This window comes from Neisseria sp. HMSC03D10 (genome assembly GCF_001807625.1).
GTDB classification, from domain to species: domain Bacteria; phylum Pseudomonadota; class Gammaproteobacteria; order Burkholderiales; family Neisseriaceae; genus Neisseria; species Neisseria mucosa.
In genome coordinates, this window is record NZ_KV789600.1 from 1 (window position 1) to 18,296 (window position 18,296).

The following is an 18,296-nucleotide window of genomic DNA, read 5'->3' on the forward strand; positions in this document are numbered from 1 at the left end:
TTGGGGGCCAGTTCAGTTTTCAGACGACCTTTCATTGTCCGATTCCGTCTAAAAACAGTAAAATATCCGTTTTAAAAGATTCTGGAGCCATCATGACCGTCAAAACCCGTTTCGCCCCCAGCCCCACCGGCTACTTACACATCGGCGGCGTGCGCACCGCCTTGTTTTCATGGGCGTTTGCCCGCCATCACAAAGGCGAGTTCCTATTGCGTATCGAAGACACCGACTTGGCGCGTTCCACCGCCGAATCCGTCAACGTCATCCTCGACGGCATGAAATGGGTCGGTCTCGATTACGACAACGCCGACAACGTTGTGTACCAAACCCGCCGTTTCGACCGCTATAAAGAAGTCATCGCCGAACTCTTGGAAAAAGGCGCCGCCTACTACTGCTATTGCAGCAAAGAAGAGCTGGAAGCCATGCGCGAGAAAGCCGAAAAAGAAGGCACGGCGACTTATGACCGCCGCTGGCGCCCCGAAGCAGGCAAAACCCTGCCCGAAATCCCTGCCGACGTGCAACCTGTTGTCCGTTTCAAAACGCCTCTGGACGGCGTGACCAAATGGACGGACTTGGTCAAAGGCGAAATCTCTATCCCCAATGAAGCACTTGACGACCTGATTATCGCCCGCGCCGACGGCACGCCGACCTACAACTTCTGCGTCGTGGTGGACGACTACGACATGGGCGTTACCCACGTTATCCGCGGCGACGACCATGTGAACAACACCCCGAAACAAATCAACATCTTAAAAGCCATCGGCGCGAACCTGCCCGAATACGGCCACCTGCCCATGATTCTCAACGAACAAGGGAAAAAAATCTCCAAACGCAGCGGCGATACCGTCGCCATCACCGATTTCGGCGCGATGGGCATCCTGCCCGAAGCCATGCTCAACTATCTGGCGCGTTTGGGCTGGGCGCACGGCGACGACGAATTTTTCACGATGGAACAATTCATCGAATGGTTTGATTTGAAAGATGTTTCCCCGTCTCCAAGCCGCATGGACTTGAAGAAACTCTACTGGATTAACGGCGAACACATCAAAATCACGCCCAACGAAAAACTCGCCGAACTTGTTAAACCCCGCCTTGCCCTGCGTGACATTTATGACACGGCAAAACCCGCGTTGGAAGACGTGTTGGCACTGGTCAAAGACCGCGTCCAAGACCTGAACACGCTCGCCGACGAGTGCCTCTACTTCTACGTCAAACAAACGCCCGCCGAAGCGGACGTGCAGAAACATTGGGACGACGAAGCCGCCGCCCGTATGCTGCGCTTCGCCGAACGCCTCGAAGGGCTGGAAGACTGGAACGCCGAAGCCATCCACGACCTGTTCAAACCCTTCTGCGACGAAGAAGGCATCAAAATGGGCAAACTCGGCATGCCCCTGCGCCTCGCCGTCTGCGGCACAGCGAAAACCCCCAGCGTTGATGCCGTGTTGGCATTAATCGGTAAGGAAGAAGTGTTGAAACGGATTCGTTCTTAAAACGTTGAAAAGGTCGTCTGAAAATTTTGAACTGGCCCCCAAATCTTGGACAGTCATAAAAGCCTATTCAGGCGCTCTGTGCAAGCTGGGTTCTGTATGCGACAGGACTCAGCTTTTTCAACTTCAAACTGCAACGCTCCCGGTTGTAGTAGTCTATATAATCGTCTATCTGTTTCATCAATTCATCTACCGTCAATTCACCTGCGTTATAGAAACACTCCGTCTTCAACACCGCAAAGAAGCTTTCCATCGGCGCATTGTCCCAACAATTCGCCTTACGCGACATGCTTTGAACTTCAGTTTTTCAGACGACCTTTTTTATTGCTGGAGAAAAGCTATGGATAAATTGTGTATAAAATTTGAGAAAAAATATAATCTTTTTATTTTTCAGAAGGATAGATTAGATAGCCATGTGGATAATCATGTCTGAAATATTGGCGGAAGATGGTTTTGTTTTATTGAAAGGTCGTCTGAAAACTTAAAATCAAGATTTCAGACGACCTTTATTGAATAAAAAGGTTGTGGATAAACAATCATCCACAACCTTTTTGTACACCGTCTTATCTCAAGCCGCCGGCAGCTCGTGGAAGGCGGACGGCAAATTCTTGTTGTCACCAAATTCCACCCATTCGTAAGCGGTTTCGTCCGCCAAAACCGCGCGCAATAAAGCGTTGTTGATGGCGTGGCCGGATTTGTAGCCTTCGAATGCGCCGATAATCGGGTGTCCGACGATATACAAATCGCCGATGGCATCGAGGATTTTGTGGCGGACGAACTCGTCGGGATAACGCAAACCTTCCGGATTCAAAACGTCCATGTCGTCAATCACAATGGCGTTGTTCAAATTGCCGCCCAGCCCGAGATTGTGGGCGCGCATCATTTCCACTTCGTGCATAAAGCCAAAGGTGCGCGCACGCGCGATTTCGTCGATGTAGGACTTGCCCGCGAAATCGATTTCAAAAGTGGGCGAGCTGCGGTTGAAAACCGGATGGTCGAATTCGATGGTCAGCGTCACTTTAAAGCCGTCATACGGCGTAAAGCGCACCCATTTGCCCGCTTCTTTGACTTCGACAGGTTTGAGGATTTTCAAAAACCGTTTTTGCGCCTTTTGATCGACAACGCCCGCATCTTGCAAAAGATAAATAAACGGCAGGCTGGAGCCGTCCATAATCGGGATTTCGGGCGCGTTCAACTCAATCAGCGCATTGTCGATGCCGTAGGCAGACAGCGCGGACATGATGTGTTCGATCGTGCCGACGCGCACGCCTTTGTCGGTTACGATGGTGGACGACAGGCGCGTATCGTTGATGAGGTAGGGCGTAAGTTTGATGGTTTCGCCCATTTCGCCGTCCAAATCGGTACGGCGGAAGGAAATCCCGCTGTTTTCAGGCGCGGGGTGCAGGGTCAGCGCGACCCGTTCGCCCGAATGCAGCCCGACGCCGGTTACGCTGATGGATTTTGCCAAAGTTCGTTGCAGCATAAACCGCCTCCTTATTCAATAATTGGTTTGATGTTTGGATAATACGATAAAAAGGAAAAAATAATCCATTATTTTTAATAGTATTTGCTAATGTAGGTGTTTCAGAACCATAGATTTTTCAGACGACCCTTTGTACCGGTAAGATTATCCACAATATACTGTGTAATCCGAGTGGAAAAATCCGATTTTATCCACAGAAAAATTCAAACGATTACAGATTATCCGACTTTGTTCTCATAAAAAACAAAACTTGAACGCAGCCTTTAAATGAATGCAACAATTTGATTATACAATCAGTAATAAGGTTATCCACAAAACGGGGATACACTCATCACCATTATCATTTTTTTAAATAATTACATATTAATTTTAAAAACAACCAAAATTTATCCCCAAATATGGAGACAAACCGTACCAATCTGCATTTTCAGACGACCTATTTCACGGTTTTTTTATTTAAATCAAACATTTTAAAAGTAGCATCGTGTAATTCTAGGTAGTAGTTTTATTTCAGGATACAATAGCCCTTATTGAAATTTATCCCTTTCCCTACTGACAGGAGTATCAAAATGAGCATCAAAGTAGCGATTAACGGTTTCGGCCGCATCGGCCGTCTGGCATTGCGTCAAATTGAAAAAGCCAAAGGCATCGAAGTCGTCGCCGTCAACGACCTGACCCCTGCCGATATGCTGCTGCACCTTTTCAAATACGACAGCACCCAAGGCCGCTTCCAAGGTACTGCCGAATTGAAAGACGATGCCATCGTAGTGAACGGCAAAGAAATCAAAGTCTTCGCCAATCCGAATCCTGAAGAATTGCCTTGGGGCGAATTGGGCGTAGACGTCGTCCTCGAATGTACCGGCTTCTTTACCAGCAAAACCAAAGCCGAAGCCCACATCCGCGCCGGTGCGCGCAAAGTCGTTATTTCCGCGCCCGGCGGCAATGACGTGAAAACCGTCGTATATGGCGTGAACCAAGACATTTTGGACGGCAGCGAAACCGTCATTTCCGCCGCTTCCTGCACCACCAACTGCCTTGCCCCGATGGCGGCAGTCCTGCAAAAAGAGTTCGGCGTAGTCGAAGGCCTGATGACCACCATCCACGCCTACACCGGCGACCAAAACACCCTTGACGCGCCGCACCGCAAAGGCGATTTGCGCCGCGCCCGCGCCGCCGCGCTCAACATCGTGCCCAACAGCACCGGCGCCGCCAAAGCCATCGGTCTGGTTATCCCCGAATTGAACGGCAAACTTGACGGCTCTGCCCAACGCGTTCCCGTTGCCACCGGCTCGCTGACCGAATTGGTTTCTGTCCTCGAACGCCCCGTAACCAAAGAAGAAATCAACGCCGCGATGAAAGCTGCCGCCAACGAATCTTACGGCTACACCGAAGATCAAATCGTTTCTTCCGACGTTGTCGGCATCGAATACGGCTCGCTTTTTGACGCCACCCAAACCCGCGTGATGACCGTAGGCGACAAACAACTGGTGAAAACCGTCGCCTGGTACGACAACGAAATGTCCTACACCTGCCAACTCGTCCGCACTTTGGAATACTTCGCAGGCAAAATCTAAAAGATTTCGGATTGGGTAAGCCAGTCTGTGGATAAGTAAGAGAAAAGGTCGTCTGAAAATTTTTTCAGACGACCTTTTTTAATGAAATCAATCACTAAATTTAAACAACGCTTATCCCAATAACCGTCGCGCGGTTTCCCTCAATTTGAAACCTGACTTCATAATTCTCTATATTCATGACGTAAATCCGTTCGGGAATATTCTGATAGGCGGGACGGGGATCTTGGGCTATGCTTTGGCTGATCAGGTTTTGGGTGCTTTCAGATAAATTTTCGGCGCCGATGTTTTCCAGCCATACGACTTCAAGTTCTTCGGGTTTGCCGCTGACGAAGCCGGATGAGGCGTCGGGTTTGGATTCGACAAAGGGGATGTAGGGTTTGATGTCGACAATCGGTGTGCCGTCCAACAGGTCTGCACCGCTGCAATAGAGGCGGACGGATTTGCCGGTTTCGATGCGTTCGAGTTTTAAGAGCGACAGTCCGAGGTGATTGGGGCGGTGGGGGCTGCGCGTGGCGAATACGCCCATTTTTTGTTTGCCACCGAGCCGTGGCGGGCGCACCATTTGTGCCCAGCCTTCATCCAATACGCCGTGAAAGATAAAACTTATCCACACATAGTCGAAGTGTTCCAATCCACGTACGCTGTCTGCGGTAAATTCGGGATTTAGCTCGATGCAGACTTCTGCGGCGGGAACCAAGCCGGGCTGACGGGCGACGCCGAATTTCTGTTTGTAGGGCGAGCGGGTGGTGGCGATGGGGATGATGGTGTAAGTCATGAGTATTGTGGACAAGTTTTTCGGAAAAACGTTATCTTATCACAGCCGGTTTTACCGCTTTTGGGCAGTAATTTGTTATAATACAGGGCATTTTAATCGCTTTGAAATGATGAGATGATTGTTTCCATTGATGTTGATGCACAAAAAACTTTTACGCCTTTGTGTCCTGACGAGCTGCCTGTGAACGAGGGGCATTTGATTGTCGAAGAATTGAATGCCCAAGCCGCTTTGGCGGATTTGCGCGTGATGACGAAAGATGCGCATCATGCGGCAGCAAAATGGCTTGTGGATAACTCTGTTGATATGTTAAAGCCGACAGGTTTGCCCGATGCGGATTTGACTTGGGTGGCTCATGCGATGGTCGGTACGCGCGGCTATGAATTGTTGGACGGACTGCCTTCTGCCAAGGAATACGATTATTGCGTTTGGAAAGGCGTTGATCCTGAATTGCATCCTTACGGCGCGTGTTTTCACGATATCGAGGAAAAACTGAGCACGGGGTTGATTGAATGGCTGCGTTGTCAACATACGGATACGGTCATTGTCGGCGGGTTGGCTACGGATTATTGTGTGAAAACAACGGTTTTGCAGCTGCTCAAAGGCGGCAATTGGCAGGTTATCGTCAATGAAGCTGCTTGTCGGGGCATTGCGCCGGATACCATCGAAACGGCATGGCAGGAAATGCGTTCTGCCGGTGCAATTGTCTTAAAAAACGCTGAAGAAATTAAAAAATATATTAATAATCAATAAGTTAAAATTGTTTCACGTGAAACACACTTCTTAAATATGAAAATTTTGCTTGTCCGCTTGTCCAGTATGGGCGATTTAATTCACACTTTGCCCGCAATCGAAGATTTGGCGCGACAATGCCCTGATGTGGAACTCCATTGGTTGTGTGAAGCCGGATTTGCGGATATTGCGCGCCTGCATCCGTTCGTAAAAAAAATCCATGTGATGAAATGGCGGCAATGGCGCAAACATCTTTTTCAAGCAGAAACTTGGCAGGAAATAGGTCGTCTGAAACAGGCCTTGCGGCAGGAAGCATTTGATTTTGTATTGGACAGTCAAGGTCTGATTAAAAGCGCGTGTTTCGCCAAAATGGCAAAATCCCCTATTTATGGTTTAGATAAAAACAGCGCGCGCGAGGGGTTGGCTGCGTTGGCGTATGCGAAAACATACGCCGTACCGAAAGGGAAAAATGCCGTTTGGCGCAACCGTGAGCTGTTCGCTCAAGTATTTGGATATGCAATACCGGAAACGCAGGTATTCGGTTTGACCGTTCCTGAAGCAGGTCGTCTGAAAAGTTTAGAGCAGCCGTATTATGCGGCTTTGCATGCGACCAGCCGGGACAGTAAGTTATGGCCTGTGGAAAACTGGCGAGCGTTGCTGCAAAAGCTGAATGAAGAACAACAATGCAACGTTTACCTGCCATGGGGAAATGAAACTGAAAAAACGCGTGCCGAACAAATTGCAGACGGACTGCCATTTGCCATTGTGTGCAACAAAATGAATTTATTGCAGGCGGCGTATCTGCTGAAACACGCGGTCGGAATTGTCGGCGTGGATACCGGTTTGCTGCATTTGGCAAATGCTTTGGAAAAACCTGTGGTCGGTATTTATACCGATACCGATCCGATTAAAACAGGCGTTCAAGTTTCGACTGTTGCAAAAAATTTGGGCAATATCGGGCAAATTCCAACTGCGGATTTGGTTTATGAAACGTTGATGGATTGTGTGGCTGCTGATGAAGGCTCAAAGGTCGTCTGAAACTGATATAGCGGCATGACATTTTCCAGTTTGTTGAGTGTAGGAATGTATATCCTTCAGCCTGAGTAAATGCTTTAAAAATGGTATAATCGGCAAGCATTATCTGAAAGATTTCTGAATGAATTCGTTTTTAAGAAAAAACGGATTTGATTTTATAGAGAAGAAGGTTTGGTTTCGCTGGATGGTGAAAGCGACGTTCTTTTTAGGAGAATTCAATGAAAGCACTGGTCGCAGTAAAGCGCGTAGTGGACTACAACGTCAAAGTTCGTGTAAAAGCCGATGGTTCGGATGTGGATATCGGCAATGTCAAAATGTCGATGAATCCGTTTGACGAAATCGCTGTGGAAGAAGCCGTCCGTTTGAAAGAAGCCGGAAAAGTAAGCGAAATCGTAGCGGTTTCTTTGGGCGAGAAAAAATGCGAAGAAACGTTGCGTACAGCTTTGGCGATGGGTGCCGACCGTGCAATTCATGTTGAAACCGATACTAAATTGGAGCCGCTGGCAGTTGCCAAGTTGCTGAAAGCCGTTGCGGACAAAGAAAATCCACAAATTTTCTTTTTGGGCAAACAAGCGATTGATGATGACGCCAACCAAGTGGCGCAAATGCTGGCTGCTTTGCTGAATGCGGCGCAAGGTACGTTTGCGTCCAAAGTACAAATTGAAGGCGATGAAGTGCAGATCGTGCGGGAAATCGATGGTGGCGAAGAAACCATCGCATTGAAACTGCCTGCTGTTATCAGTGCGGATTTGCGTTTGAACGAGCCGCGCTTTGTCAAACTCCCCAATATTATGGCGGCAAAGAAAAAACCTTTGGAAAAACTGGCGCCTGCCGATTTGGTTGCGGATATTTCACCTCGTCTGAAAACGGTGAAATTCGCCGAACCTAAAGCGCGTCAGGCAGGCGTGAAAGTGGCAAGTGTTGCCGAATTGGTTGAAAAATTGAAAAACGAAGCCAAAGTGATTTGAGGAGACTGAAATGAGTGTATTGATTATTGCTGAACACGACAACAAACAGTTGAATCCTGCCACTTTGCATGCCGTTACCGCAGCTGCCAAACTGGGTAAAGTCGATTTATTGGTTGCTGGAAACGGCGCATCGGCTGTAGTGGAATCTGCGAAACAAGTAGCGGGTGTGGAAAAAGTTTTGGTTGCGGATGCTGCCCATTATGCCGAAGGTTTGGCTGAAGAACTGGCTCCGCTGGTTGTCAAATTGGCGGCGGATTACCGCTATGTTGCAGCAACGGCAACCACATTCGGTAAAAACCTTCTGCCCCGCGTAGCCGCATTATTAGATGTGCCGCAAATTTCTGATTTGACCGAGATTGTGGATAACACGACTTTTGTGCGTCCGATTTATGCGGGTAATGCATTTGAAACCGTGCAAGCTGATTCAGAGAAATTGGTGCTGACCTTCCGTGCGACGGCTTTTGATGCAGCACCGGCGCAAGGTGGTAACGCTGAAGCAATCAATGTTGAAGCGACCCCTGCTCAAAACTTGAGCCGTTTTGTGAACCGTCAGCTTTCCCATTCCGATCGACCTGAGCTGACTCAGGCAAAAGTCATTGTCTCCGGTGGCCGTGCGTTGGGTAGTGCGGAAAAATTCAATGAAGTGCTGACACCGTTGGCGGATGTTTTAGGTGCGGCAATTGGTGCATCCCGTGCGGCAGTTGATGCCGAATATGCGCCGAATGACGTACAAGTCGGACAAACCGGTAAAGTGGTTGCACCGCAGCTCTATTTTGCAATCGGTATTTCAGGTGCGATTCAACACGTTGCCGGTATGCAGGACAGCAAAGTGATTGTCGCAATCAACAAAGATGCCGATGCGCCGATTTTCAATGTAGCCGATTACGGATTGGTAGGTGATTTATTTGAAATCGTCCCGCAATTAACAGAAGTATTAAAAAATTGATGTTTCACGTGAAACGTTCAGACGACCTTGTTATTAATGAGGTCGTCTGAAAACATTTCAGCATGATTACGACTTATAAAACCATTACTTCCCCGACGCAGGCTGAGTTTAAAGATAAAGGCAGCCGTTTTATTGCATTTGCCTATCCGATTCGGACGTTGGCTGATGTGAAAAAATATCTCGATCCGTTAAAGGAAGAACATCATAAAGCGCGGCATTGGTGCTATGCCTATCGTCTGGGTGTGGATGGTACGCAATTCCGTGCCAACGATGATGGAGAACCGTCAGGAAGTGCGGGTCGGCCGATTTTAGGGCAGATTGATTCGGTGGGCGTAACCGATGTTTTGGTCGTGGTCGTCCGCTATTTCGGCGGTACTTTATTGGGTGTTCCCGGCCTGATACATGCGTATAAAGAGGCAACGGCCCAAGCGTTAGCAGTTGCGGAAGTGGTTGAAAAGAATATTGAAAAAACCGTTTGGCTGAAATGTGAATATCCGTTTTTGAACGAAGCGATACGCATCGCTAAACAATATCAGGCGGATATATTGGAGCAGGATTTACAGTTGGATTGCCGATTGACGGTAAATTTGTCGTTGGCAAATTATGAGGCCTGTGTTTCGGCTTGGAAGAATACACGGCAAATTGAAGTAAATACGGAAAAGCCTTTTGAATGAAAAGGTCGTCTGAAATGCTTTGGATGGTATTTCAGACGACCTCTTCTCTCATAAATCTTCTTGTGTATATCTGTCTAAGGCATCGACGCTGGAGCGCAAATATAGCCAGGCCAATTGATGGAATTCGCCCAGCGCGTTCCATAACGCATCTTCACTCATAATGCTGTATTCGCCTTCCGTACTCAAATCCAGTTCTGCCCCGTCCTCAATGGCCTGATGGCACGCCTGATACTCGTGGGTATAAAAATTGTCTATATCGCGAATCAAAGCGACGGCATGTTTCCAACGCCGGATGTCTTCTTCCAATTGCGGTAGTAGATGACACCATTCGCGGTATTTGCTTTGGATTTCATCAATACGTTTTTGCATGGTTGCTTGCCCTTTTTTAATTTTGTGGATAAGTCAAATGTAGTGGATTAACTTTAAACCAGTACGGCGTTGCCTCGCCTTGGCCCAAAGAGAACGATTCTCTAAGGTGCTGAAGCACCAAGTGAATCGGTTCCGTACTATCTGTACTGTCTGCGGCTTCGCCGCCTTGTCCTGATTTAAAGTTAATCCACTATGTTGCAGAGTGGAATGAAGTGGTCTTTGTTTGATTCCACCAAAATTTCTTCAAACGGGACAAAAGTCCCCTTGTGTCGAGTTTTCGTTAAAAGTACATATTTGTCAAGGAGATGGCATGAAACTGCTGGTTATCGGTAATGGCGGTCGCGAACACGCATTGGCTTGGAAATTGGCGCAGTCGCCCAAAGTGGAAACAGTATTTGTTGCGCCCGGTAATGCCGGTACGGCGATTGAACCCAAGCTGCAAAACATCGCCTTGACTGCGCATCAGGATTTGATTGAATTCTGCCGTAAAGAAAATATTGCTTTTACCGTCGTCGGACCTGAAGCGCCTTTGGCGGCGGGTATTGTGGATGATTTCCGTGCCGCAGGGCTGAAAATATTTGGTCCGACACAATATGCGGCGCAGTTGGAAAGTTCTAAAGATTTCGCCAAAGCATTTATGGCGAAATACAACATTCCAACCGCGCAATATCAAACCTTTGAAAACGCCGATGCTGCACACGATTACGTCAATCAGAAAGGTGCGCCCATCGTCATCAAAGCCGATGGTTTGGCGGCAGGTAAAGGCGTGATTGTGGCAATGACTTTGGATGAAGCGCATGCTGCGATTGACGATATGCTGCTGGGCAACAAAATGGGCAATGCCGGCGCGCGCGTTGTGATTGAAGATTTCCTGCAAGGCGAAGAAGCGAGCTTTATCGTCATGGTTGATGGCAATCATGTGTTGCCTATGGCGACCAGCCAAGACCACAAGCGTCTTTTAGACGGCGACAAAGGTCCGAATACGGGCGGTATGGGCGCGTACAGTCCCGCACCTGTGGTAACGCCTGCCGTGTACGAGCGCGCGATGAACGAGATTATTTTGCCGACCGTGGCGGGTATGAAAGCGGAAGGGCATGAGTTTACCGGTTTCCTGTATGCAGGTTTGATGATTGATCAAAGCGGCGCACCCTATACGATTGAGTTTAACTGCCGTTTTGGCGATCCCGAAACCCAGCCGATTATGAGCCGTCTGAACAGCGACTTGTCGGATTTGATCGAAGCGGCAATAGACGGCAAACTCGATAGCGTAACCGCGGAATGGAACCCGCAAACTGCCGTAGGCGTGGTGCTGGCGGCGCAAAATTACCCCGAAACGCCTAAAAAAGGCGATGTTATTTCCGGTCTGGATGTCGCCAACCAAATCGGCAAAGTTTTCCATGCAGGCACAACGGCAAACGAGAAAGGCGACGTATTGACCAACGGCGGTCGCGTATTGTGTGTCGTAGGATTGGGCGACGATGTGGCGCGCGCGAAAACCAAGGCGTATAGCGCATTGGAAAAAATCAGCTTCGACGGCATGCAATACCGTAAAGACATTGCCGACAAAGCCATCAACCGTTAATCAAAGAAACAGGTCGTCTGAAAACGTAATTGTGTTTCGGACGACCTTCCTTATCATGTTATTCCACAGAATCCTTTCAGCTTCGACGCTTCGCAAGCTGCAATCCCATCTTAAAAAAGGCGGCTTGGTCGCCTATCCTACCGAGTCCTGCTATGGCATAGGCTGTATCCCGACCTTGCCTAAAGCACTCAACCGACTGATTCATCTGAAAAAAAGACCGCAACATAAAGGTATGATTGTCATTGGCAACCAATTGCAGCAATTACAACCCCTGCTCCAGAGGTCATCTGAAAACATTCAAACCATGCTCAGAAACGAATGGCCTGCGCCCAAAACCTTTCTGCTTCCTGCGGCTGCTGACGTTTTGCCCGCATTGCGCGGAAAAAGACGCAGCAAACTGGCGGTCAGGGTTCCTGCCCATGCAGGTGCGCGCCGCTTGTGTCAGGCTTTGAAAACGCCTTTGGTCTCAACTTCGTGCAACCGCGCAGGCAAACGCGCGTGTAAGACGGAGCGGGAAGTGAGAAGGCAGTTTGGAAGAGATGTATGGGTAGTCGGCGGTTTAATCGGCAAACAAAGGTCGCCGAGTCAGATTATTGATGGGGAAACAGGCGTCCGTTTGCGTTAGAAATCGGATGGATGGGATGATTAGGAATTGTGGTTTGAACCGATAAACCGCTTTTGAGAAAATGTGGATAATCCTGAATATAACTTTCTCAAAAAAACCAAAAAGGTCGTCTGAATCCCCATATTCATGGTTTTCAGACGACCTTTTGATTTGATTATCTTGTGGATAAGTATGTAGATAAGTTGAGTATTAGAGCTTGCTGCCGCATACGGCTTCAAATTGTTTTTCGGTAATCGTACCGTTCATCACGCTCATCGGGCGGATATTTGTCGCGGTGTAGCTGTGTTTGGAAATTTCTTTGCCGTGTTCGTCAAGAAGCTGCAAAGCAGTCAGGCGGTAGGTTTTGTTGGTGCAATGGATTTCCCAGTCGCCGATGGCGGTTTTGTAGGCAGGCGTGTTGACGAAGCGTTCTTCTTTCATCTTTGATACGGTTTTTCTATCGCGGAAAGTGACCAAAGTACCGTTTTTCTTGATGCTGTTTTTATCAATCGCCACTTTGATATTGCCGTCGGAAATCGTGCCAATGTTGTCCCAGTTGCCGCTGACGCCGCCGCTTGTAGTCGTAGTCGTTTGACAGGCGCTCAGGAGCAGGGCTGCCGATAAAGTCGAAATAAGGGAAAAGTGTTTGATGTTCATAAGTTTCGGTTGCTTAGGATAAATTATTAGACTGCCGTATTATGCGCGAAGACGGCGGGGCAGTAAATCGGCTTTGCAAAGTCTTAAAACCGCCAAAAAATGAAAAGGTCGTCTGAAAACAGGTTTTCTAGCCGATTGACTGGAAACCGGTATGCCGCCGTTTTGCCGGAGATTAAAGAGAACGGTAACGCATTGGGTAAACCAGTTTCCCATATCCGTATTGTCGGCAGTTCCGCCATCTTGTCTCAATCAAAAATCAATCTGCGATACCCAACCAAGCATAATCCGTTTTCAGACGACCTCATGTGGACAACTCAAATATCCCCCATGCAGGCAGTGTCTAAAACCGCTAAAATAACGCTTTTCCCTCCCTACGGAACCATCATGCCCCAGCCTTCCGCCCAACAGATTTTGCACGAAGTATTCGGCTATCCCGAATTTCGCGGCAAGCAGGAGGCTGTCGTCAATACATTGGCAGGCGGCGGAAGCCTGATGGTATTGATGCCGACGGGCGGGGGCAAGTCGTTGTGTTACCAAATTCCCGCGTTGATGCGCGAAGGCGTCGCCATCGTCGTTTCGCCGCTGATTGCCCTGATGAACGACCAAGTAGCGAGCCTGCACGCCGCAGGCATAGAAGCAGCGGCGGTCAACAGCAGCACGACAGTGGAAGAAGCCCGCGAAGTGGCGGACAAACTTGCCCAAGGTCGTCTGAAACTGCTCTACGTCGCACCGGAGCGGCTCGTTACCGACCGTTTCCTGCGTTTTCTCGATCAGCAAACCATCAGCCTTTTCGCCATAGACGAAGCGCATTGCGTCAGCCAATGGGGGCACGATTTCCGCCCCGAATACCAGCAATTAGGGCTGCTTGCCGAACGCTATCCGCAAGTGCCGCGCATTGCCCTGACCGCGACCGCCGATGCGGCGACCCGCGCCGACATCAAACATTTCCTCCATCTGGAAGACGCGCCCGAATTCATCTCCAGCTTTGACCGTCCGAATATCTATTATCAGGTTATCGAAAAAAACAACGGCAAAAAGCAGCTTCTCGACTTCATCCGCAAAGAAATGGAAGGGCAAAGCGGCATCGTCTATTGCCTCAGCCGCAAAAAAGTCGAAGACATCGCCCAATTCCTCTGCGAAAACGGATTGGACGCGATTCCCTACCATGCCGGCTTGAGCATGGAAGTGCGCGAAGCAAACCAACGCCGTTTTACCCGAGAAGACAACATTATCGTCGTCGCCACCGTTGCCTTCGGTATGGGTATAGACAAACCGGACGTGCGCTTCGTCGCCCATCTCGATATGCCCCAAAGCGTCGAACATTTCTACCAAGAATCCGGCCGCGCCGGGCGGGACGGGCTGCCTGCTGTGAGTTGGCTGTGTTACGGGCTGAACGACTGGGTATTGTTGCGCGAACGTATCGCCGAAGGCAACAGCGACGAAGTGCAAAAACAAATCGAAATGCAGAAGCTCGATGCCATGCTTTCCGTCTGCGAAACCGCCGCCTGCCGCCGCGTCCTCCTGCTCAAACATTTCGGCGAAGAATCCGCCCCTTGCGGCCATTGCGACAACTGCCTGCATCCGCCGGTACGCTTCGACGGTACTGTCCTCGTACAAAAGCTCCTCAGTTGCGTGTATCGCGCCGGACAACGCTTTGCCGCCGGCTATATTACCAACCTGCTGCGCGGTAAAAGCGATGACTGGATACAGCGCAACGGCCACGACAGACTCTCCACCTTCGGTATCGGCAGCGGGCAAACCGACAAAGAATGGCGTAGCGTTATCCGCCAATGCATCAGCCTCGGCTACCTCACCGTCAACATCGCCCAATATCAGGCATTGCAACTGACCGAAGCCGCAAAAAAAGTCCTCAAAGGCGAAACCGAAGTCATGTTGCGCCCGCTGCGCCGCGAAAAAGCTGCCACTCAAAAGCCCAAAGACAACTGGTTGCGTACCGAACGCGAAGAACGCCTATGGCAGGCATTGCGGCATTGGCGGCAGCAGCGCGCCCATGCCGAGGAAGTTCCCGCTTACGTCGTCTGCGGCGACAAAACCCTGCGCGACATCGTCGAAAAAATGCCGCAAACGCTTGAAGATTTGCATCAAATCTACGGTTTAGGCGAGGCAAAAATCAACAAATTCGGCATCGACATCCTCAATGTCTGTGGGAACGCAGCCGAAAACCAAAGCGGGCAAACGGGCAACGAAGAACCCCTATTCACCCCCCAAACCGAGCGCGACCAGCAATTACAGCACAAGCTGGAAACCTGGCGTGCCGAGCAGGCAGCCGCCGAACAATGTGCCTTGGGCAAAGTCCTTTCCAACATCAGCCTGACCGACCTTGTCGTCTTCACGCCTGCCGAAGAAGCCGACCTGCTCGGCATCTACGGCATCGGCAGCGAAAGAATTGCCCAATACGGGCAGGCAATACTCGACATCTGCCGCCCCTACGCAGACGGGCTTTCCGAGCCGAAACAGGCAGAACGCCTGCTCGCCCGCCGCCTGTTCCAATGGTGTCTTGATACCGCCCGATATGAAGGCGGAGAGATGCACGCCGTCGCCAAAAAACAGACTTTACGCGCCATCGCCAAAGCCCGACCGCAAACTTTGACAGCACTTTCTAAAATAGAGGGCGTGAGCGGGGAATGGTTGGAGCAATACGGCGAAGAAATCATAGAAATCTGCACGGCGGATTGACCGTTAAAAAGACACAGAAAAAGGTCGTCTGAAAACCCTGTATAAAGGTTTTCAGACGACCTTCTGAATATTAATATCATTATAAAACAATAACAAACAAAATTTTTTCAATTCGCTTGTAAGCATTTTCAGACTGCCGCGTCTAATCGGGCATGAAATGATTTTATGAAACGGTTATCATGAAAATGAATACGACAGCCCCGTGGCAATCGGCTTTAGGTTTATTGGCTTTGCGCCTGTTTGCCGCTTACGAATTTTGGGAATCAGGTATGCAGAAATGGAGCGGCGAAAACTGGTTTGCCGAAATCAATGACCAATTCCCCTTTCCGTTCAATTTGCTGCCCGACAGCGTGAATTGGAACTTGGCGATGTGGGCGGAGCTGGTTTTTCCGGTTTTGCTGCTTTTAGGATTGGCAACCCGCCTGTCTGCCTTAGGGTTGATCATTGTAACGGCAGTGGCGTGGGCAGCAGTCCATGCGGGTGCGGGTTATAATGTCTGCGACAACGGCTATAAAATGGCTTTGATTTATATCGTGGTTTTAATCCCGATTCTGCTTCAAGGCGCGGGCTGTTTATCGTTGGATGCGTTGTTGAAAAAACGTTTTTGCCCGAAATGCCGCGTCGGAAATCAATAAAAAAGGTCGGGGAGCGGACTTTAAACGCGCCAACTCAAATTCTTAATCTGTTTAACTTGATACTTTAAAAAGGAAATCAATATGAAAAAAAATGTAGCCGCTGCCCTTGCAGGTGCTTTGTCTTTGTCTTTGGCTGCCGGCGTTGTTGCCGCTGACAAACCGGTAAGCAGCAAAGCAGGCGTTCAAAAAGCTGCCCAAGGCTCTTGCGGTGCGGCTAAAGCTGCTGAAGGTTCATGCGGTGCCGCTGCTTCTAAAGCAGGCGAAGGCAAATGTGGCGAGGGTAAATGCGGTTCAACCGTGAAAAAAGCCCCCGCTAAAAACGCCAAAGCAGCAAAAGCCAAAGCTAAAGCAGTTGAAGGCAAATGCGGCGAAGGCAAATGCGGTTCTAAATAATTTAGAACAAAAAGCCGCATTTTATTGATAAATGCGGCTTTTTATATGATTTTAACAGCAATTTCTTACCAAAACCGTCGGAACACCATCCAAAACGGAGCAACATCATGATTCAACACGCAGGCTTAGGTTACCGCCGCGACTTGGCGGAAGACTTCCTCTCGCTTTCAGACGACAGTCCGATACGCTTTATCGAAGCCGCACCCGAAAACTGGCTGAAAATGGGCGGCAGGGCGCGCAAACAGTTTGACCGCGTGGCGGAACGGCTGCCATTGGCGTTGCACGGATTATCCATGTCGCTGGGCGGACAAGCCCCGCTGGATACCGCCTTGATAGACGGAATCAAAGAAATGATGCGCCGTTACGATTGCACGTTTTTCTCCGACCATTTAAGTTACTGCCACGACGGCGGTCATCTCTACGACCTGTTGCCGCTGCCCTTCACCGAAGAAATGGTGCGGCATACCGCGCAGCGTATCCGCGAAGTGCAAGACCGGTTGGGCTGCCGCATCGCCGTGGAAAATACCTCCTACTACCTGCATTCCCCGCTTGCCGAAATGAACGAAGTCGAGTTCCTCAACGCCGTTGCACGCGAAGCCGACTGTGGCATTCATCTCGATGTGAACAATATCTACGTCAACGCCGTCAACCACGGCCTGTTGTCGCCCGAAGCCTTTTTGGAAAACGTTGACGCAGGGCGCGTGTGTTACATCCACATCGCCGGACACGACGTCGAAACCCCCGAGCTTTTGATTGATACCCACGGCGCGGCGGTTTTACCGACCGTTTGGGACTTGCTCGAACTCGCCTATACCAAGCTGCCGACCATCCCGCCCACCCTGTTGGAACGCGATTTCAATTTCCCGCCTTTTGCCGAACTCGAAGCCGAAGTCGCCAAAATCGCCGACTATCAAACGCGTGCCGGAAAGGAATACCGCTGTGCAGCCTGAAACCTCCGCCCAATACCAACACCGCTTTGCCCAAGCCATACGCGAGGGCGAAGCCGCCGACGGTTTGCCGCAAGAGCGCCTGAACGTCTATATCCGCCTGATACGCAACAATATCCACAGCTTCATCGACCGTTGTTATACCGAAACGCTGCAATATCTCGACAGCGGAGAATGGGGTCGTCTGAAAGAAGGTTTCATCCGGGACGCGCGCGCCCAAACCCCCTATTTCCAAGAAATCGCCGGCGAATTCCTCCAATACTGCCAAAGCCTGTCACTTTCAGACGACCTCTTGGCACTGATGGACTTCGAACACACCCAACTGCTCGCCGAAGTCGTCCAAACCGACAGCCAAACCCCGCCCGCCGATTCAGACGATTTGGCGTACACCCTTTCTCCCGCCGCCTTTGTCCGCCGTTACCACTACGACGTTACCGACGAATTGCAGGAGGCGGAAACTGCCGTTTTGGTATGGCGTGATAATGAAGACGACGTGATGTACCAAACCCTCGACGATTTCGACGCATTATTGCTGGAAACGCTGGCAGACACGCCCGCTTCCCTAAACGGTCTGCAAACCATGCTGGCAGAGTTCATGTCGTCTGAAAACGGCTGGCAGGATGCCTTAACGCAAAAATGGTCGGACTGGCTGGAACAAGGCATTTTGGTTGCCGCATAAGCCGATGGTAATCAAGATTCGCATTTTAAGAGCAATGTATAGTGGATTAACTTTAAATCAGGACA

General features: G+C 49.8%; 18 protein-coding genes and 1 pseudogene. 14 read left to right on the forward strand and 5 right to left on the reverse strand.

Annotated elements, in window-relative coordinates; translation table 11 throughout:
* Positions 1-92: 92 nt before the first annotated feature.
* Positions 93-1,487, forward strand: a complete 1,395-nt coding sequence (gene gltX, locus HMPREF3066_RS10120; RefSeq protein WP_070442669.1) for a glutamate--tRNA ligase — start codon at positions 93-95, stop codon at positions 1,485-1,487.
* Positions 1,488-1,554: 67 nt separating this feature from the next.
* On the opposite strand, the pseudogene HMPREF3066_RS10125 reads toward gltX, so the two are convergent.
* Together HMPREF3066_RS10125 and lpxC are read right to left on the reverse strand one after the other, a co-directional pair.
* A pseudogene (locus HMPREF3066_RS10125) lies at positions 1,555-1,779 on the reverse strand (transposase); the annotation flags it as partial.
* Between the two features lie 273 nt (positions 1,780-2,052).
* Entirely contained in the window at positions 2,053-2,967 is a 915-nt protein-coding gene (gene lpxC, locus HMPREF3066_RS10130; protein WP_070442675.1) for a UDP-3-O-acyl-N-acetylglucosamine deacetylase, read from the reverse strand.
* 569 nt (positions 2,968-3,536) lie between these two features.
* Between lpxC and gap the strand changes: the two genes are divergently transcribed.
* Positions 3,537-4,541 (forward strand): type I glyceraldehyde-3-phosphate dehydrogenase, encoded by a 1,005-nt coding sequence (gene gap, locus HMPREF3066_RS10135; protein ID WP_003766473.1) that lies wholly within the window; start codon positions 3,537-3,539, stop codon positions 4,539-4,541.
* A 100-nt stretch (positions 4,542-4,641) separates the two neighbouring features.
* Here the strand turns inward: gap and tsaA are convergent, their stop codons facing one another.
* A complete protein-coding gene (gene tsaA, locus HMPREF3066_RS10140; RefSeq protein WP_070442678.1) occupies positions 4,642-5,316 on the reverse strand; it encodes a tRNA (N6-threonylcarbamoyladenosine(37)-N6)-methyltransferase TrmO in 675 nt (224 codons plus the stop codon).
* Positions 5,317-5,430: 114 nt separating this feature from the next.
* Between tsaA and HMPREF3066_RS10145 the strand changes: the two genes are divergently transcribed.
* The 5 genes from HMPREF3066_RS10145 to HMPREF3066_RS10165 all read left to right on the forward strand — a co-directional run bounded on the left by HMPREF3066_RS10145 (position 5,431) and on the right by HMPREF3066_RS10165 (position 9,668).
* On the forward strand, positions 5,431-6,066 hold the full coding sequence (locus HMPREF3066_RS10145) for a nicotinamidase (RefSeq protein ID WP_070442681.1): 636 nt from the start codon (positions 5,431-5,433) through the stop codon (positions 6,064-6,066).
* Positions 6,067-6,102: 36 nt separating this feature from the next.
* On the forward strand, positions 6,103-7,083 hold the full coding sequence (gene waaC, locus HMPREF3066_RS10150; protein ID WP_070442685.1) for a lipopolysaccharide heptosyltransferase I: 981 nt from the start codon (positions 6,103-6,105) through the stop codon (positions 7,081-7,083).
* A gap of 215 nt (positions 7,084-7,298) precedes the next feature.
* On the forward strand, positions 7,299-8,048 hold the full coding sequence (locus tag HMPREF3066_RS10155) for an electron transfer flavoprotein subunit beta/FixA family protein (RefSeq protein WP_021438408.1): 750 nt from the start codon (positions 7,299-7,301) through the stop codon (positions 8,046-8,048).
* A 10-nt stretch (positions 8,049-8,058) separates the two neighbouring features.
* Positions 8,059-8,994 carry an electron transfer flavoprotein subunit alpha/FixB family protein gene (locus HMPREF3066_RS10160; RefSeq protein WP_003766453.1) on the forward strand — a complete coding sequence of 312 codons (936 nt, stop codon included), beginning with the start codon at positions 8,059-8,061 and terminating at the stop codon, positions 8,992-8,994.
* Positions 8,995-9,056: 62 nt separating this feature from the next.
* Entirely contained in the window at positions 9,057-9,668 is a 612-nt protein-coding gene (locus HMPREF3066_RS10165; protein WP_070442688.1) for an IMPACT family protein, read from the forward strand.
* A gap of 48 nt (positions 9,669-9,716) precedes the next feature.
* Here the strand turns inward: HMPREF3066_RS10165 and HMPREF3066_RS10170 are convergent, their stop codons facing one another.
* The gene (locus tag HMPREF3066_RS10170) at positions 9,717-10,037 is read right to left on the reverse strand and encodes a DUF4298 domain-containing protein (protein WP_070442691.1); all 321 of its coding nucleotides are present in this window, start codon (positions 10,035-10,037) and stop codon (positions 9,717-9,719) included.
* A 310-nt stretch (positions 10,038-10,347) separates the two neighbouring features.
* On the opposite strand from HMPREF3066_RS10170, the gene purD reads away from it, so the two are divergent.
* Positions 10,348-11,619 carry a phosphoribosylamine--glycine ligase gene (gene purD, locus HMPREF3066_RS10175; protein ID WP_070442694.1) on the forward strand — a complete coding sequence of 424 codons (1,272 nt, stop codon included), beginning with the start codon at positions 10,348-10,350 and terminating at the stop codon, positions 11,617-11,619.
* A 55-nt stretch (positions 11,620-11,674) separates the two neighbouring features.
* The gene (locus HMPREF3066_RS10180) at positions 11,675-12,244 is read left to right on the forward strand and encodes an L-threonylcarbamoyladenylate synthase (RefSeq protein WP_070442697.1); all 570 of its coding nucleotides are present in this window, start codon (positions 11,675-11,677) and stop codon (positions 12,242-12,244) included.
* Between the two features lie 189 nt (positions 12,245-12,433).
* Here HMPREF3066_RS10180 and HMPREF3066_RS10185 read toward each other — a convergent pair whose 3' ends face one another.
* On the reverse strand, positions 12,434-12,880 hold the full coding sequence (locus tag HMPREF3066_RS10185) for a surface-adhesin E family protein (RefSeq protein WP_003755842.1): 447 nt from the start codon (positions 12,878-12,880) through the stop codon (positions 12,434-12,436).
* 384 nt (positions 12,881-13,264) lie between these two features.
* Here HMPREF3066_RS10185 and recQ point away from each other — a divergent pair, with 384 nt between their 5' ends.
* From recQ to HMPREF3066_RS10210, 5 genes are all read left to right on the forward strand, one after another.
* Positions 13,265-15,577 (forward strand): DNA helicase RecQ, encoded by a 2,313-nt coding sequence (recQ, locus tag HMPREF3066_RS10190; RefSeq protein ID WP_070442700.1) that lies wholly within the window; start codon positions 13,265-13,267, stop codon positions 15,575-15,577.
* A 179-nt stretch (positions 15,578-15,756) separates the two neighbouring features.
* Positions 15,757-16,212 (forward strand): HvfX family Cu-binding RiPP maturation protein, encoded by a 456-nt coding sequence (locus HMPREF3066_RS10195; protein WP_060974837.1) that lies wholly within the window; start codon positions 15,757-15,759, stop codon positions 16,210-16,212.
* 81 nt (positions 16,213-16,293) lie between these two features.
* Positions 16,294-16,605, forward strand: a complete 312-nt coding sequence (locus tag HMPREF3066_RS10200) for an HvfA family oxazolone/thioamide-modified RiPP metallophore (RefSeq protein WP_060974836.1) — start codon at positions 16,294-16,296, stop codon at positions 16,603-16,605.
* A gap of 107 nt (positions 16,606-16,712) precedes the next feature.
* Positions 16,713-17,555: an HvfB family MNIO-type RiPP peptide maturase gene (locus HMPREF3066_RS10205; protein WP_070442703.1), complete on the forward strand. Its 843-nt coding sequence runs from the start codon at positions 16,713-16,715 to the stop codon at positions 17,553-17,555.
* Complete coding sequence (locus HMPREF3066_RS10210) at positions 17,545-18,231, forward strand: HvfC family RiPP maturation protein (RefSeq protein ID WP_070442706.1); 687 nt, start codon at positions 17,545-17,547, stop codon at positions 18,229-18,231. Before HMPREF3066_RS10205 ends, HMPREF3066_RS10210 begins: the two co-directional genes overlap by 11 nt.
* Positions 18,232-18,296 lie beyond the last annotated feature (65 nt).

Excerpts from the sequence above, each read along its gene's own strand:
- gltX (WP_070442669.1), top strand. The coding sequence starts at position 93 with ATGACCGTCAAAACCCGTTTCGCCCCCAGCCCCACCGGCTACTTACAC.
- lpxC (WP_070442675.1), bottom strand. The coding sequence starts at position 2,967 with ATGCTGCAACGAACTTTGGCAAAATCCATCAGCGTAACCGGCGTCGGG.
- gap (WP_003766473.1), top strand. The coding sequence starts at position 3,537 with ATGAGCATCAAAGTAGCGATTAACGGTTTCGGCCGCATCGGCCGTCTG.
- tsaA (WP_070442678.1), bottom strand. The coding sequence starts at position 5,316 with ATGACTTACACCATCATCCCCATCGCCACCACCCGCTCGCCCTACAAA.
- HMPREF3066_RS10145 (WP_070442681.1), top strand. The coding sequence starts at position 5,431 with ATGATTGTTTCCATTGATGTTGATGCACAAAAAACTTTTACGCCTTTG.
- waaC (WP_070442685.1), top strand. The coding sequence starts at position 6,103 with ATGAAAATTTTGCTTGTCCGCTTGTCCAGTATGGGCGATTTAATTCAC.
- HMPREF3066_RS10155 (WP_021438408.1), top strand. The coding sequence starts at position 7,299 with ATGAAAGCACTGGTCGCAGTAAAGCGCGTAGTGGACTACAACGTCAAA.
- HMPREF3066_RS10160 (WP_003766453.1), top strand. The coding sequence starts at position 8,059 with ATGAGTGTATTGATTATTGCTGAACACGACAACAAACAGTTGAATCCT.
- HMPREF3066_RS10165 (WP_070442688.1), top strand. The coding sequence starts at position 9,057 with ATGATTACGACTTATAAAACCATTACTTCCCCGACGCAGGCTGAGTTT.
- HMPREF3066_RS10170 (WP_070442691.1), bottom strand. The coding sequence starts at position 10,037 with ATGCAAAAACGTATTGATGAAATCCAAAGCAAATACCGCGAATGGTGT.
- purD (WP_070442694.1), top strand. The coding sequence starts at position 10,348 with ATGAAACTGCTGGTTATCGGTAATGGCGGTCGCGAACACGCATTGGCT.
- HMPREF3066_RS10180 (WP_070442697.1), top strand. The coding sequence starts at position 11,675 with ATGTTATTCCACAGAATCCTTTCAGCTTCGACGCTTCGCAAGCTGCAA.
- HMPREF3066_RS10185 (WP_003755842.1), bottom strand. The coding sequence starts at position 12,880 with ATGAACATCAAACACTTTTCCCTTATTTCGACTTTATCGGCAGCCCTG.
- recQ (WP_070442700.1), top strand. The coding sequence starts at position 13,265 with ATGCCCCAGCCTTCCGCCCAACAGATTTTGCACGAAGTATTCGGCTAT.
- HMPREF3066_RS10195 (WP_060974837.1), top strand. The coding sequence starts at position 15,757 with ATGAAAATGAATACGACAGCCCCGTGGCAATCGGCTTTAGGTTTATTG.
- HMPREF3066_RS10200 (WP_060974836.1), top strand. The coding sequence starts at position 16,294 with ATGAAAAAAAATGTAGCCGCTGCCCTTGCAGGTGCTTTGTCTTTGTCT.
- HMPREF3066_RS10205 (WP_070442703.1), top strand. The coding sequence starts at position 16,713 with ATGATTCAACACGCAGGCTTAGGTTACCGCCGCGACTTGGCGGAAGAC.